Here is a 13696-nt window from a genome sequence, read left to right as displayed (position 1 = left end):
GGGCCGAGTGACCCGAGTGACCGAAGTGACCTGAGTGGTTCGAGTGCACGCGGTGCGTCGAGCGCGTCGAGCGACGTGAGCGGCGTGGATGGTGTGGGTGGCGTCGGTGACGTGAGTGGCGTGAGCGGACCGGACGGGCCGAGTCGCCGCGCTCCCCGTATTCACCGCGCGTGGTTCGTCGCCGCCGTCACCTTCGTGACGATCATCGGCGCCGCCGCGTTCCGCTCCCTGCCCAGCCTGCTCATCGACCCCCTGCACGACGATTTCGGCTGGTCGCGCGGGACCATTGGGCTGGCGGTCTCCATCAACTTCACGCTGTACGGGCTCACCGCGCCGTTCGCCGCCGCGCTGATGGACCGCTTCGGCATCCGCAAGGTCGTCGCGGTCGCCCTGACCGTGATCGCCCTCGGATCCGGGCTCACCGTGTGGATGAACTCCGTCTGGCAACTGCTGCTCTGCTGGGGGCTGCTCGTCGGGCTCGGATCCGGCTCGATGGCGCTCGCCTTCGCCGCCACTGTCACCAACCGGTGGTTCACCGAGCGGCGCGGCCTGGTCACCGGCATCCTCACGGCCGCCTCCGCCTCCGGCCAGCTGATCTTCCTGCCGCTGCTCGCCTGGATCGTCGAGAACCATCAGTGGCGTCCCGCGGCCGTGACGGTCGCGCTCGCCGCGCTGACGGTCGTCCCCTTCGTATGGCTGCTGCTGCGCGACCACCCGGCGGACGTCGGCCTGAAGCCGTACGGGGCCAAGGAGCTCGTCGCGAAACCCCCGCCCGTCAAGGGCGCCGCCCGACGCACGATGACCGTGCTCTTCAAGGCGGCCCGCACCGGCCCGTTCTGGCTGCTCGCGGGATCCTTCGCGATCTGCGGGGCCTCGACGAACGGCCTGATCCAGACCCACTTCGTGCCCGCCGCGCACGACCACGGCATGTCCGTCCCGACCGCCGCCTGGCTGCTCGCCGTCATCGGCGTCTTCGACATCGTCGGAACGATCGCCTCCGGCTGGCTCACGGACCGCTTCGACGCGCGGCGCCTGCTCGCCGTGTACTACGCGCTGCGCGGCGCCTCGCTGCTCTTCCTGCCGATCCTGCTCGCCCCGGACGTCAACCCGCCGATGCTCTTCTTCATCGTCTTCTACGGCCTCGACTGGGTGGCGACCGTCCCGCCGACCCTCGCCCTCTGCCGCGAGCAGTACGGCGACGACAGCGCGATCGTCTTCGGCTGGGTCCTTGCCTCGCACCAGATCGGCGCCGCGCTCGTCGCGTTCCTCGGCGGTGTCGTACGGGACGCCTTCGGGTCGTACGACGTGATCTGGTACGCCTCCGGGGCGCTGTGCGCGGCGGCGGCGCTGATGGCGCTGGTGATCCGGAGGAGGTCCGAGGACACCACCCCGGCGGTCGGAGCTTGAAGCGCCGGGGTGGTCAGAGGGTGGGGGCAGGTGTCAGGGGGTGAAGCGGCCGAACGTGCCCCGGTGGAAGAGCAGCGGCTCCGTGTCGCCGTCCGCGGTGCCGAGCGCGTCCACCCGGCCCACCACGATGAGGTGGTCGCCGCCGGTGTGCACGGCGTGGACCGTGCAGTCGATCCAGGCGGGGGCGCCGGCCAGCCGCGGCGACCCGGACACGGGCGCCGCGTCGTGGACGACCCCGGCGAACTTGTCGCCCCCGCTCACCGCGAAGCCCCGGCAGAGCTCGCCTTGATCGGCGCCCAGGACGTTCACGCAGAAGACGCCCGCGCGGGCGATGCGGGGCCATGTCGTCGACGTACGCGCCACCATGAAGGAGACGAGGGGCGGGTCGAGGGAGAGCGACGAGAAGGACTGGCAGGCGAAACCGGCGGGGCCCCCTCCGTCCTCGCCGGTGGCCGGCGCCGTGATCACGGTGACCCCGGTCGCGAAGTTCCCCAGTACGCGCCGGAACTCGGCCGGATCCAGCGGCGCCCGCTCGTCGTCGCCGACCGCCCGCAGCTGCGGGCGCGGCAGTGCTTCGACGGGGCCCGTGGTGGGCGCCCCGACCGACCTGAGGTATCGAACGGCGGTGGCCGCCATTCCTGCGTGTCCCATCACACCGTCCATTGAAGGTGACGGAGCGTCAGTTGGGAAGGGTGCGGGGGGTCCCGTCCGGTCTCGCACATATCTTCGGGCTCATGAGGTGGGGAAACGTCCCCTGTTCGTGCTGTTCGGTGACGCGGACTCGCCGGACCTGAAGTATCTGCTCAGCGGCCTCGGTACGAGGGTGAGCGGCGCTCCACGAAGGAGGTGACGCCCTCGTTCGCGTCGGCCGTGGTCATGTTGACCTCCTGGGCGTCGGCCTCCGCCGCGAAGGCCGTGGCGCGGTCCGACTCCAGGGAGGCGTTGACCAGCCGCTTGGTCAGAGCGAGGGCGCGGGTCGGCCCGGCGGCGAGGCGCTCGGCCCACTCCCGCGCCGTCTTCTCCAATTCGTCAGCCGGTACGACGCGATTGACGAGGCCGAGCCGTTCGGCGTCGGCGGCGGAGACCGAGTCCCCGAAGAACATCAGCTCCTTGGCCCGCTGCGGCCCGACCAGACGCGGCAGCAGATACGCGCCGCCGCCGTCCGGTACGAGGCCGCGACGCACGAACACCTCGATGAACGTGGCGGAACGGGCGGCGACCACCAGATCGCAGGCGAACGCGAGGTGGGCGCCGATGCCGGCCGCGGTGCCGTTCACCGCGGCGATCACCGGTTTCTCGCAGTCCAGGACCGCGGAGACCAGCCGCTGGGCGCCCCGCCTGATGGTCCGGGCCACATCACCGGCCACCCGCTCGCCCGCGACGGGCGCGCCCCGCAGATCGGCGCCCGCGCAGAACCCCTTGCCGACCGCGGTGATCACGACGGCCCGCACGGCGGGGTCCCCGGAGGCCTCATCGAGCAGCGCGATGACGCGTTCGCGCTGGTCCCAGGTGAGGGCGTTCATGGCCTCGGGCCGATTGAACGTGATCCACGAGACGCCGTTGTCAGTGGCGTGAAGTATCAATGAGGGGACGGGATCGGGGGAGGTAGTCATGGGGGAGTGGCTCCATTTCGTGGGACGGCGCGTGATGCTGGCGGGGAGACTCGCCGCGAAGCGGCGTCCCGAACACCCTTCAACGGCAGACGGCGAACGCGTCAAGCGCGACAGCCCCCTGCCCCCGTGGCAACACCATCAACGGGTTGATGTCCAGCTCCGCAAGCTCCGCCCCCAGCTCAAGCGCCACCCGCTGCACGCGGAGCACGACCTCGACGAGCCCGTCGACATCGGCCGCCGCCGCCCCCCGGACCCCGTCGAGCAAGGCACGCCCCCGCAGCTCGGCCAGCATCGCCTTCGCCTGGTCCTCCCCGAAGGGCGGCACCCGCACGGCCACGTCCTGGAGGACCTCGACGAGTACGCCGCCGAGCCCGACCGTCACGGTCGGCCCGAAGAGGGGGTCGTGCGTGACGCCGACGACCATCTCGACGCCCCGCTCCACCATCTGGCAGACCAGGACACCGTCCAGCGCCACACCTTCGTAGCGGGCGATGTCGGTCAGCTCGCGATAGGCGTCCCGTACCTGACTGGCGGAGGTCAGCCCGATCTTCACCAGCCCCAGTTCGGTCTTGTGCGCGAGCTGCGCGCCGGAGGCCTTCATGACGACGGGGTAGCCGACGAGCCCGGCGGCACGGACGGCCGCCGCCGCGCTGGTCACCAACTGCTCGCGGGGTACGCGAATCCCGTACGCGCGCAGCAGCTGCTTCGCCGCGTGCTCGCTGAGCTGCTGGCCGGGCCGCATCAGGGCCTGCGCCTTGCGGAAGGAGGGCGACGGAGTGCGCGGCGCCTCGTCGAAGGGGGAGCGGTAGCCGGCGGTGAAGCGGTGGTGGTCCAGATAGGCGCGCACCGCCGTGATGCAGTTGGCGAAGGTGCGGAACGTGGCCACGCGCGAGGAGCCGAGCAGCGTCCGGCGGTAGGCGTCCTCGGTGCCGACGGGCGAGCCCCACACCACGCACACCAGCTTGTCCGTCCGCTCCGCCGCGTCCACCAGGTCCTGCGCGAGCTTGTCGCTCATCGGCGGGAAGGGCCCGGTGATGGGGCAGATGAACACCCCCACCTGAGGGTCGTCGAGGATCGCGTCGATGATTTTCCGGCCGCGCCAGTCGCCCACGGGGTGCCCGCCGTTGTCGACGGGGTTGGCGACGTTCAGGTACCGCGGTATCCACTGGTGCAGCTCCGTCTGCTTGGCGTCGGAGAGCGTGGGCAGCCGGAGCCCCGCCTCGGTCGCCAGGTCCGAGAAGTGCGCGCCCGTGCCGCCCGAGATCGAATACACGGCGACGCCGTCGGCCCGCGGAGGACGGGCCCGCGCCAACAGGGCGGAGGTGTCCTGGAGTTCGTCGAGCCCGTCGACGCGGATCACGCCGAACTGCCGCATCGCCGCGTCCACCACCGCGTCGGCGCCGGTCAGTTTGCCGGTGTGTGAGGCGGCCATGCGGGCGCCGGTCTCGGTGCGGCCGACCTTGACGGCGACGACGGGCACGCCGCGCCGGGCCGCCCGGTCGGCGGCGAGCAGGAAGGCGCGGCCGTCCTTGAGGCCCTCGACGTAACAGGCGATGGCGCCGACCTCGGGGCGTTCGGCGAAGTAGGAGATGAAGTCGGAGGTCTCCAGGTCGGCCTCGTTGCCGGTGGGCGCCCAGTGGGAGAGGCGTATGCCGAGCTGCTGGAGGGTGAAGACGGGGCGGCCCTGGTGGCCGGACTGGGTGATCAGCGCGATGGCGGGGCCTTCGAGATCCTCGCGGAACTCCTCGAAGGCGTTGAGGTTGGTGTTCGGCCCGAGCAGCCTGAGGCCGGAGCGGCGTACGGCGGCGGCGAGGCGGGCCTGGGCGGCCGCGCCCTCCTCGCCGGTCTCGGCGAATCCGGAGGCGAAGGCGACGGCGAACCGCACCTTCTCCTCGGCGAGCTGCTCGATGACGGGCAGCGGGTCGGCGACGAGGAGCACGGCCAGATCGACCTGTTCGGGCAGGTCGGCGACGGAAGGGGAGCAGGGGATGCCGAAGACCGACTGACGGGTGGGGTGCACGGGGCGCAGCCGCGCGCCGACCCGCTCGGCCCAGGTGATGAGCTGGCGGGTGATGCCGGTGTTGGGCCGTCCCTCGGCGTCCGACGCGCCGATGACGGCGACGGACTCGGGACGGAAGAAGCGGTCCAGATCGGGTACGTCGGCGTGCAGCGGCCGACCGCTGACGTCCAGGTCGTCCGCCGTGACGGCCCTGCCGTGGACGGCTGTGGGAGGGAGTTCGCCGCAGGCCACAACATGCGCGCGGCGGGGGTCGGTGGTGAAGGTGCCGTGAGTCGATCCAAGCATCGGTCCGCCCGCTCCTGTGTGACAGCACTTACCTGACGCATAGTCAGATTACTGAACTGACGCGACGTCAGGAATGGGGCTGCAGGCAAAGCCTGGCGCTGCGCTGTGCGGGGGCGCTGCGCTGTGCTGTGCGTGGGGTGGAAGGGGCGTGCGTGCATGGGCCTTCCACGGAAGCGTAGAAACTGGGTGGTGCCAAGGTCGTGAATCGGCCGGGGTGCGGTTGTTCTTTGGCCGCGGGCCGGATGTGGCTGGTCGCGCAGTTCCCCGCGCCCCTGTCGGGGCGGATTTTTGGCCGCGGGCCGGTGGGGGGGCGCGGGGTTCCCGCGCTCCTGTCGGGGTGGTTCTTTGGCCGCGGGACGGTCGGGGGCGGTCGCGGGGTTTCCCGCGGCGCTATCGGGGTTCGCCTTGCCGCGCTTTCGTGATCGCCTTTGCGATCTTGTCGGCGTCCAGGGCCAGTTCGCGGAGCATGCCGCTGATGGGGTTGGTGAAGCCGGTGAAGTACAGGCCAGGGGCCTGCTTCGGGGGGCGGCGGCCGTGGGCCGTGGGGCGGCCGCGTTCGTCGAGGACGCCGAGGCCGCCGACCAGGCCTTCCAGGGCGCGGTGGTACCCGGTCGCCGCGATGAGCGCGTCCGGGTCGATCCGGCTGCCGTCCGCCAGGACGACCTTGCCGTCCTCGAAGGACTCCACGGCGGCGACGGGCTCGACCCGCCCCTTGCGCACGGCGTCGATCAGACCCACATCCTGAACCGGGATCGCCCCCTCCTTGACCCGTGAGCAGAGCCCGGTGTCGGGCCGAGGCAGCCCCTTCGCCGACAGGTCGGGCACGCCGGCCCTGGTGACCGGTACCGCGATCCGGTCGACCAGGGCGACCGGCAGCCTGCGGCAGAGGATGCCGGTGAACTGCGCGGGCCACCCGGCAGTGGAGCGGCGCACGATGTGCGGGGCGGTGCGCACCGCGAGGCGGACCCGGGCGGCGCCGCCTTCGGCCAGGTCGACGGCGATCTCCGCGCCGGTGTTGCCGACGCCGACGACCAGGACGTCCTTGCCGGTGAAGGGGCTCGGCCGGCGGTAGTCGGCGGCGTGCAGGAGTTCGCCGGAGTACGTGTCGCGGCCGGGCCAGTCCGGGAGACGGGGTGTGTGGTTGTAGCCGGTGGCGATCACCACCGCGCTGCCGGTCAGCTCCCGCCCGCCGGTGGCGCGCAGCAGCCAGCCGGCGCCGTCGGCGGTGCGTTCCAGGCCGGTCACCTCGACGCCGGTGACGACGTCGAGGCGGTGGTGCTCCGCGTACTTCTCCAGGTAGCGGACCACGTCGTCACGTGACACCCACCGGCCGCACGCCCGTGGGAACGCCAGCCCCGGCAGGGCGGAGAGGCGGCGCGTCGTATGCAGGTGAAGGCGGTCGTAGTGGCCGCGCCACGAGGCGCCGACGCGTTCGGACTTCTCCAGGACGACCGTGCGGACGCCGCGTGCGCGCAGGGCCGCCGCGGTGGCGAGACCGCCGGGTCCGCCGCCGATCACGTATACGGGGCGCTCCTGTTGGAACGTGGGCAGGGCTGTCGGGACGGCTGTCGAGTCGGCCATGACTGGAGAGTAACCGCGCGATTACTTGACGGGTGACAGTCAAGTCCGGAATCGGTTGCGAATCGATCACGGGGTCTCGTGGCGTGTGCGGGTGCGTGCGGCGGACGCAGCCCCTTGCGCTCGCGTCGCCGGTGCGCTGAACTGACGTACCGTCAGAATCGCTTATCCGCCCGCCGAAGTGGGAGAGGCCACGGCATGGACTCGATCTGGCTCACCGGGGCCGAATGGCTCGCCGTGCTTCGCGTAGGCCTTGGCCTGTGGTGGCTGGAGAGCTGGCGCCACAAGGACAAGAAAGGCTGGTTCCAGCGGGGGACGGGGATCGCGTGGGCGTCCGACGTGGCCGCCAAGCACAAGTGGAACGCGGTCCGCAGCGGCTTCACCACCGTCGTCGCGCCGCGCCCCAGGACGATCGCGTACGTCGTCGTCTACGCCGAACTCGCCCTCGGACTCGGCCTGATCGTCGGCTTCCTGACGCCGATCGCTCTGGTCGGCGGGCTGCTCCTCAATGTGCTGTACCTCGTCCTCATGATCCATGACTGGGCCGAGCAGGGGCAGAACGCGATGATGGCGCTCATCTCGCTGGTCGCCCTCTTCGCCATGTCCTGGCAGACCTGGTCCCTCGACGACGCGATCGGGCTCTTCTGATGGGCGGCAGGGGTGTGGGCGCGGGCGTGGCCGGCGGTGTGGGCGCCGGTGTGCGTTTTGACCTTCCGGAGCCCGACGCCTTCACCCGCCCCTACTGGGACGCGGCGGCCGCGGGCCTGCTGCTGATCCGCCGCTGCGGGGCGTGCGGCGCGGCGCACCACTATCCGCGCGAGTTCTGTCCGCGCTGCTGGAGCGAGGACGTCACCTGGGAGCGGGCGAGTGGGCGCGCCACGCTCTACACCTGGTCGGTGGTGCACAGGAACGACCTGCCACCGTTCGGCGCGCGCGTCCCCTACGTCGCCGCGGTCGTCGACCTCGCCGAGGGCCCGCGGATGATGACGGAGGTCGTCGACCAGGATGCCGACGGGCTGTGGATCGGGATGGCGCTGGAGGTGACGTTCCGGGAGGTGAGGGTGGAGGCGGAGGCGGAGGCGGAGGCGGAGGCAGAGGCAGAGGTGGGGCGGGACGAGGGGCACGGGGAGTACCGGGAGAGAGGGGGGTTCGCGGTTCCGGTGTTCAGGACGCGGGTGGGTGTTTAGTGCTGGGGCGTGCGGGGGCCGTCGTCTGGGCTGAGTCAGCGGCTCGTCCCGGCTGAGCACGCGGCCAGTGCTGGCTGAGGGTGCGGTCGTCGGGGTCGAGTGGGCGGGTCGGCCGGGTGCCGAGGCTGCGGGTCGTCGGGGTCGAGTGGGCGGGTCGGCTGGTCTGAGGCTGCGGGCCAGACGGGCCGAGAGTGTGGGTCGGCCCGGCCGAGTGTGCGGGGCGGGCCCGTGATGAAAATTCTTTGTGTCCCGTCCGCAGCGCACGCGATCATGGCTCATGTCCACCGACCCGTACCCCCACTGGCAGCTGACCGGCGACCTCGACCGCTTTCTCGTTCGTGCCGAGGAGTTCCTGCACTCCGCACCCGCCCTGCACACCGCCCTCCTCACCGTCACCGACACCCTGCGCGTCACAGGGCTCCATGCGTACGGGGAAGGGGCGCCCCTCTTTGGTACGTACGCCGATGAGGCCGGCCGCGTCCAGGGTGCCTTCGTACGTACGCCGCCGCACCGCCTGGCCTTGAGCCCCGTCACCCCCGAAGCCGCCGACGCCCTCGCCCGGCAGCTCGCCGACGTCACGCCGGACCTGCCCGGCATCGCCGCCGACCGGGATACGGCGGAGGCCTTCGGCCAGGCCTGGGAGAAGCACGCCGGGGCCACCGCCACGCGCGGCTACCGGCAGCGGCTCTACCGGCTCGGCGCCCTCACGCCGCCCGAGCCCACCCCGCCCGGCCGGGCCCGCGTCGCCGACGGCGGTGACCGTGCGCTGTTGGCGCGCTGGCACCGGGAGTTCGGGGAAGCCGTCGGGGAGCCGCCCGCCATGGACTCCGGCGACTGGGTGTCCGCCCGCCTCGCCTACGGCGGCGTCACCCTCTGGGAGACGCCCGACGGCACGCCCGCCGCGATGGCCGGCGCCACCCGCCGCGTCGCCGGGCAGGTCCGCGTCGCGCCCGTGTACACCCCGGCCGACCTGCGCGGCCGCGGCTACGGTGGTGCCGCCACCGTTGCCGTCACCCGCGCCGCGCTCGACGCGGGCGCCGACGAGGTGCTGCTCTTCACGGACCTCGCCAATCCGACCAGCAATGGCCTGTATCAGCGGATCGGTTATCTGCCGGTCCGGGACTTCGCCCAGTACGACTTCATCCGCTGAGCCGTGGGGGGTTGAGGGTTCAGGGCCAGAGCAGTTCCCGGGTCCAGGTCTCGTCCGCCTGTCCCTTCCGGTACCGCAGTCGTACGTGCCGCCGCCGTGCGTCGCCCTGGAAGAACTCCGCCTCCAGGGGGTCCAGCACGTACAGCGTCCACGTCGGCGCGTCCGCGTGGGGCTCGGCCTGGGCGCGGTCCCAGGCGGCGGCCGACGACCGCTCCAACTCCTCGTACGCGGGCAGGACTTCGCTCTGCCTTCCCACCAGCGCGGCGGCCAGCGCACCCGTCGACCGTGCGTGCAGGTCGGCGAGGCTCTCGGAGTGCGGGGCTGTGGTGATGCGGCCCCGGAGACGGATCTGCCGGCCCTGAGACGCCCAGTAGAAGTGCAGGGCGGCCTCCGGGCGTGCGGTCAGTTGGCGGCCCTTCCTGCTGCTCGCGTGCGAGGCGAAGTGCCAGCCGCGGTCGTCGGCGTCGTGCAGCATCACGGTCCGTACGTCGGGGCCGCCGTCCTCGGCGACCGTCGCCAGGCCCATGGTGTGCGGCTCGGTCTGTCCCGCGGCCACCGCCTCCGCGAACCACGTGTGGAAGAGGGGTAGGGGGGTGGCGGGCGCCGCGGCCGGGTCGAAGTCGGGCAGCTCGATGTCCCAGACGCGTTGCGCCCTCAGCAGCTCCTGGAACTCGGACGCGGGGGGCGCGGAGGGGGCGAGGGGCGGCACAGAGGGCTCTGTGGGGGGCTGTGCGGAGGACTGCGTGGAGGGCTGTGTGGTGGGCTGTGCGGTGGGGCGCGGTGAGCCGGGAGTCGTCATGCGCCGATTGTGGCCGAGGGGAGGGTGGGGACGCCGTCATCTTGGGCCGAGCGGAAGGGCGGGCACGCCACACCCCGGGTCGAGAGGCCCTCACTCTGGGCCGAGGCGCCCTCACCCTGGGCCGAGGCGTTCTAACCCTGGGCCGAGGCGCCCTCACTCTGGGCCGAGGCGTTCTAACCCTGGGCCGAGACGCCCTCACCCTGCGCCGAGGCGCCCTCACCCTGGGCCGAGCGGCAAGGCGAGGCCCCCCTCACCCCCGTCCCAGCACCACCGTCCCCGACGAGCAGAACCACCCGCCCGTACCCGACGCCACCGCCACCTCCGGCAGGCCGCCGTCCGGGCGTCTGACCTGGCCGTCGCCCGCCGCACCGCGCAGCTGCCGTACCGCCTCCACCAGCAGGAACAGACCCCGCATACCAGGGTGCTGGGCGGACAGACCGCCGCCGTCCGTGTTGGTCGGCAGGTCACCCGTGCGCAGCAGGCGGCCCTTCTCCACGAACGCGCCGCCCTCGCCCTTCCCGCAGAAACCGAGGTCCTCCAGCGTCACCAGCGTCATATAGGTGAAGGCGTCGTAGATCTCGGCCACGTCCACGTCCTGTGGCCGCACCCCCGCCCGGTCGAAGGCGAGACGGCCGCTCACCGCCGCCGGGGAGACCGTGAAGTCGTCCCACTCCGACATCGTCGTGTGCGAGACGTGTTCGCCGGCGCCGAGGACCCACACCGGCTCGGACGCGCAGTCCGCCACGTACTCCTCCGCGGCGAGCAGCACGGCGCAACCGCCGTCGGAACGTATGCAGCAGTGCAGCTTGGTGAAGGGGTCCGCGATCATCGGGCCGTCCAGGACGTCGTCCACCGTGATCGGGTCGCGGAACATCGCGTCCGGGTTGGTCGCCGCGTTGGCCCGGGCCTGTACGGCGACGGAGGCGAGCTGTTCCAGTGTCGTGCCGTACTCGTGCATGTGGCGGCGCGCGGCCATCGCGTACTTGGCGATCAGGGAGTGCCCGTAGGGGACCTCGAACTGCAGCGGGCCCCGCGCGCCGAAGGAGAGGTTGGACGTGCGCCGCCTCGCCTTGATGTCCGCGCGGGCGGTCGAACCGTATACGAGGAGTACGACGTTGGCCCGTCCCGCCGCTATCGCGTCCGCCGCGTGCGCCGCCATGACCTCCCAGGTGGCGCCGCCGACCGAGGTGGAGTCCACCCAGCGGGGCGCGAGGCCGAGGTACTCGGCGACCTCGACGGGCGCCAGCGTGCCGAGCCCCGCCGACGCGACGCCGTCGATGGCGTCCCGCCCGAGCCCGCAGTCGGCGAGCGCACGGCGGGCGGCCTGGGCGTGCAGGGCATAAGGGGTGGCCTCGTCGACCCGACCACAATCCGAGAGGGCGACACCGACGACGGCGACCTTGCGGGGGGTGGAGCGGGGGGTACAGGGCATGGAACTGACGGTACATCAGATGACGGTGACGCGAGGAAGGGTGCGGAGATGCGCAAGACGTGCACCGCAAGGAGAGGTGCGGCGCGAGGGCCAGGCGCCGGGCGCGGAGAAGTGCGCCGCGGGCAGAGGCGTCGCCCGCTTACGTCCCGTCCCCACTCTGTGCATCTCGTCGCCCCCGCCCTAACATGACGGCCCGTCAGTACCGGGCCCGGTCGCCGGGCTCGGGGGAGGAGCCCGCCGATGGACGCCGCCTTCAGTGCGGAGCAGGACGAGATGCGCCGCACCCTCCGCGAACTCATCACCAAACGCTGCGGCCCCGACGACGTCAAGGCCGCGGCGCGCACCCCCTCCGGCCACGACGCCGCCCTGTGGACCGCGCTCGCCGAACAGCTCGGCCTGCCCGGTCTCGCCCTTCCCGAGGCGTACGGAGGCGTGGGCTGCACCGCTGCGGAAGTGACTCTCAGCTGTGAGGAGTTGGGGCGTGCCCTTGTCCCCTCCCCGCTCTTCGCCACCGCCGTCCTCGCCGCCCCGTTGATCCTCGCCCTCGGCACCGACGAGCAGCGTGCCGCGCACCTGCCCCGGATCGCCGCCGGGGAGCTGACCGCCGCGCTCGCCGTACCCGGCACCGGGCTCGCCACCGCGCTCGGTCTCGTCAGCGACAACTCCGGTGACTGGGCGGGCGGCGGGCGCGCGGGCGGCGTACAGGCCAGGATCCGTGACGGGGCCTGGCGGCTGTACGGGCAGGCCGAGCAGGTGCTCGACGGGCACAGTGCGGGGCTGCTGGTCGTCGCCGCGCACGCGGGAGGCTTCGCCCGCTCCCGTACGCTCCTCTTCCTCGTGCGCGAGGGGGCGCCCGGCATGGCGCGGGCCCGGCAGACCTCGCTCGACGAGACCCGTACCCAGGCCCGCGTCGAATTGCGGGATGTGGAAGGCGAGTTGCTCGGCAGTGACGCCTCCGATGTGCCTGGCGCACTCGCCGCCGTCGGGGACGTCGCCGCCACCGTCCTGGCCGCCGAGGCAGTGGGCGCCGCCGACCGGGCGCTCGAAAGGACCCTCGACCACGTCCGCCGACGCGAGCAGTTCGGGCGGGCGATCGGCTCCTTCCAGGCGGTGAAGCATCGCCTCGCCGAGGTGTACGTGCAGGTGCAGGCCGCCCGCTCGGCCGCCTACTACGCGGCGTGGGCCGCGGGCGCCGAGGCCGCCGGGTTCGGCGGGCAGGGCGCCGAACGCGCCGGGGGTCTCGCGCTCGCGCAGGGGCTCGACGCGCTGCGGACCGCCGCGTCCGAGGCCGTACAGCTGCACGGCGGCATCGGCTTCACCTGGGAGCACGAGGCGCACCTCTACTACAAGCGGGCGTCCGGCGACGACCTGCTCTTCGGACCTGCGCACCGGCTCCGGGCACGGGCGGCCGAACGCGCCGGATTGTTCACCGGCGAGCGCGGCACCGAGGCCCAGGTCGCCGTCTCTGGGTCCGGTGACGCCGAGGCCCCGGCCGCCGCCGCTGGGTCCGGCAGCGCCGAGGCCCTGGTCGCCGTCTCTGGGTCCGGCGACGCCCAGGCCCCGGCCGCCACGGCTGGACCCGGCGACGCCCAGGTCCCGGTCGCCGCCGCCAGGTCCGGGAAGGTCGGCTGATGTCGTCGCCCGGGCTGCGTCTGATGCAGAAGGTGTCGGCCACCCGGACCTTCGCGAGGATCGCCCCGCACTGCGTGCCCGCGATGGACCGCGCCGTCCACCGTCTGACCCGCGGCAAGGTGCTGCTCAGTGCGACGATGCTGCCCGGCGTCATCCTGACGGCGCGCGGCGCGAAGAGCGGGCTTCGGCGGCGTACGCCGTTGGCGTGCATGCCCGACGAGGAGACCGGGGGCTGGGTGCTGATCGGGTCCAACTTCGGGCGGCCCGGGCACCCCGCCTGGACCGCGAACCTGCTCGCCCACCCGGACGCGGAGGTCAACTGGCGCGGCGCTGACGTACCGGTGCGGGCGCGGCTGTTGACGGGGGAGGAGCGGGCGGCCGTCTGGGCGGCGGCGCTGGAGTTCTGGCCGCCTTATGCCACGTATCAATCCCGGGTGGACCGGGAGATAAGGCTCTTCCGCCTGGAGCGGAGACTGGAGCGGAGATAGGCGGGACAGGTGCAGGTACGGCGCACGCCCGTCGAGGACGGCTCCGTGGAGTGGGCGGAGTCCGTCGCGCCCGCGCTGCCCGTCGCCACGCTCACCGTGCCGAGC

The 13696-nt window shown here is 72.6% G+C and carries 12 protein-coding genes; 6 read left to right on the top strand and 6 right to left on the bottom strand.

Translation table 11 applies throughout. The annotated features are described in order from the left end of the window. The first annotated feature begins 120 nt into the window (after positions 1-120). Positions 121-1407: an MFS transporter gene (locus ACWDVB_RS24605; protein ID WP_451518518.1), complete on the top strand. Its 1287-nt coding sequence runs from the start codon at positions 121-123 to the stop codon at positions 1405-1407. Between the two features lie 33 nt (positions 1408-1440). Here ACWDVB_RS24605 and ACWDVB_RS24600 read toward each other — a convergent pair whose 3' ends face one another. The 4 genes from ACWDVB_RS24600 to ACWDVB_RS24585 all read right to left on the bottom strand — a co-directional run bounded on the left by ACWDVB_RS24600 (position 1441) and on the right by ACWDVB_RS24585 (position 6906). After that, complete coding sequence (locus tag ACWDVB_RS24600) at positions 1441-2058, bottom strand: flavin reductase family protein (RefSeq protein ID WP_451518519.1); 618 nt, start codon at positions 2056-2058, stop codon at positions 1441-1443. Positions 2059-2210: 152 nt separating this feature from the next. Next, the gene (locus tag ACWDVB_RS24595; protein ID WP_451518520.1) at positions 2211-3020 is read right to left on the bottom strand and encodes an enoyl-CoA hydratase/isomerase family protein; all 810 of its coding nucleotides are present in this window, start codon (positions 3018-3020) and stop codon (positions 2211-2213) included. 79 nt (positions 3021-3099) lie between these two features. Next, positions 3100-5325: an acetate--CoA ligase family protein gene (locus ACWDVB_RS24590; protein WP_451518521.1), complete on the bottom strand. Its 2226-nt coding sequence runs from the start codon at positions 5323-5325 to the stop codon at positions 3100-3102. Positions 5326-5715: 390 nt separating this feature from the next. Further along, on the bottom strand, positions 5716-6906 hold the full coding sequence (locus ACWDVB_RS24585) for a flavin-containing monooxygenase (RefSeq protein WP_451518522.1): 1191 nt from the start codon (positions 6904-6906) through the stop codon (positions 5716-5718). Positions 6907-7101: 195 nt separating this feature from the next. Between ACWDVB_RS24585 and ACWDVB_RS24580 the strand changes: the two genes are divergently transcribed. From ACWDVB_RS24580 to ACWDVB_RS24570, 3 genes are all read left to right on the top strand, one after another. Continuing rightward, the gene (locus ACWDVB_RS24580; RefSeq protein WP_451518523.1) at positions 7102-7551 is read left to right on the top strand and encodes a DoxX family protein; all 450 of its coding nucleotides are present in this window, start codon (positions 7102-7104) and stop codon (positions 7549-7551) included. Beyond that, positions 7551-8090 (top strand): Zn-ribbon domain-containing OB-fold protein, encoded by a 540-nt coding sequence (locus ACWDVB_RS24575; RefSeq protein WP_451518524.1) that lies wholly within the window; start codon positions 7551-7553, stop codon positions 8088-8090. The genes ACWDVB_RS24580 and ACWDVB_RS24575 overlap by 1 nt, the downstream gene beginning before the upstream one ends. A gap of 277 nt (positions 8091-8367) precedes the next feature. Next, complete coding sequence (locus tag ACWDVB_RS24570) at positions 8368-9240, top strand: GNAT family N-acetyltransferase (protein WP_451518525.1); 873 nt, start codon at positions 8368-8370, stop codon at positions 9238-9240. A gap of 19 nt (positions 9241-9259) precedes the next feature. On the opposite strand, the gene ACWDVB_RS24565 is transcribed toward ACWDVB_RS24570, so the two are convergent. Both ACWDVB_RS24565 and ACWDVB_RS24560 read right to left on the bottom strand, forming a co-directional pair. Continuing rightward, on the bottom strand, positions 9260-10039 hold the full coding sequence (locus ACWDVB_RS24565; protein ID WP_451518526.1) for a pyridoxine/pyridoxamine 5'-phosphate oxidase: 780 nt from the start codon (positions 10037-10039) through the stop codon (positions 9260-9262). A 250-nt stretch (positions 10040-10289) separates the two neighbouring features. After that, entirely contained in the window at positions 10290-11471 is a 1182-nt protein-coding gene (locus ACWDVB_RS24560) for a thiolase C-terminal domain-containing protein (protein ID WP_451518527.1), read from the bottom strand. Between the two features lie 240 nt (positions 11472-11711). Here ACWDVB_RS24560 and ACWDVB_RS24555 point away from each other — a divergent pair, with 240 nt between their 5' ends. Together ACWDVB_RS24555 and ACWDVB_RS24550 are read left to right on the top strand one after the other, a co-directional pair. Beyond that, positions 11712-13103, top strand: a complete 1392-nt coding sequence (locus tag ACWDVB_RS24555; protein WP_451518528.1) for an acyl-CoA dehydrogenase family protein — start codon at positions 11712-11714, stop codon at positions 13101-13103. After that, the gene (locus ACWDVB_RS24550; RefSeq protein WP_451518529.1) at positions 13103-13591 is read left to right on the top strand and encodes a nitroreductase family deazaflavin-dependent oxidoreductase; all 489 of its coding nucleotides are present in this window, start codon (positions 13103-13105) and stop codon (positions 13589-13591) included. The genes ACWDVB_RS24555 and ACWDVB_RS24550 overlap by 1 nt, the downstream gene beginning before the upstream one ends. Positions 13592-13696 lie beyond the last annotated feature (105 nt).

Source organism: Streptomyces sp. NPDC003379 (assembly GCF_053589195.1).
The sequence above is the reverse complement of the archived record's forward strand: the minus strand, read 5'-3'. Positions and strand labels throughout refer to the sequence as shown.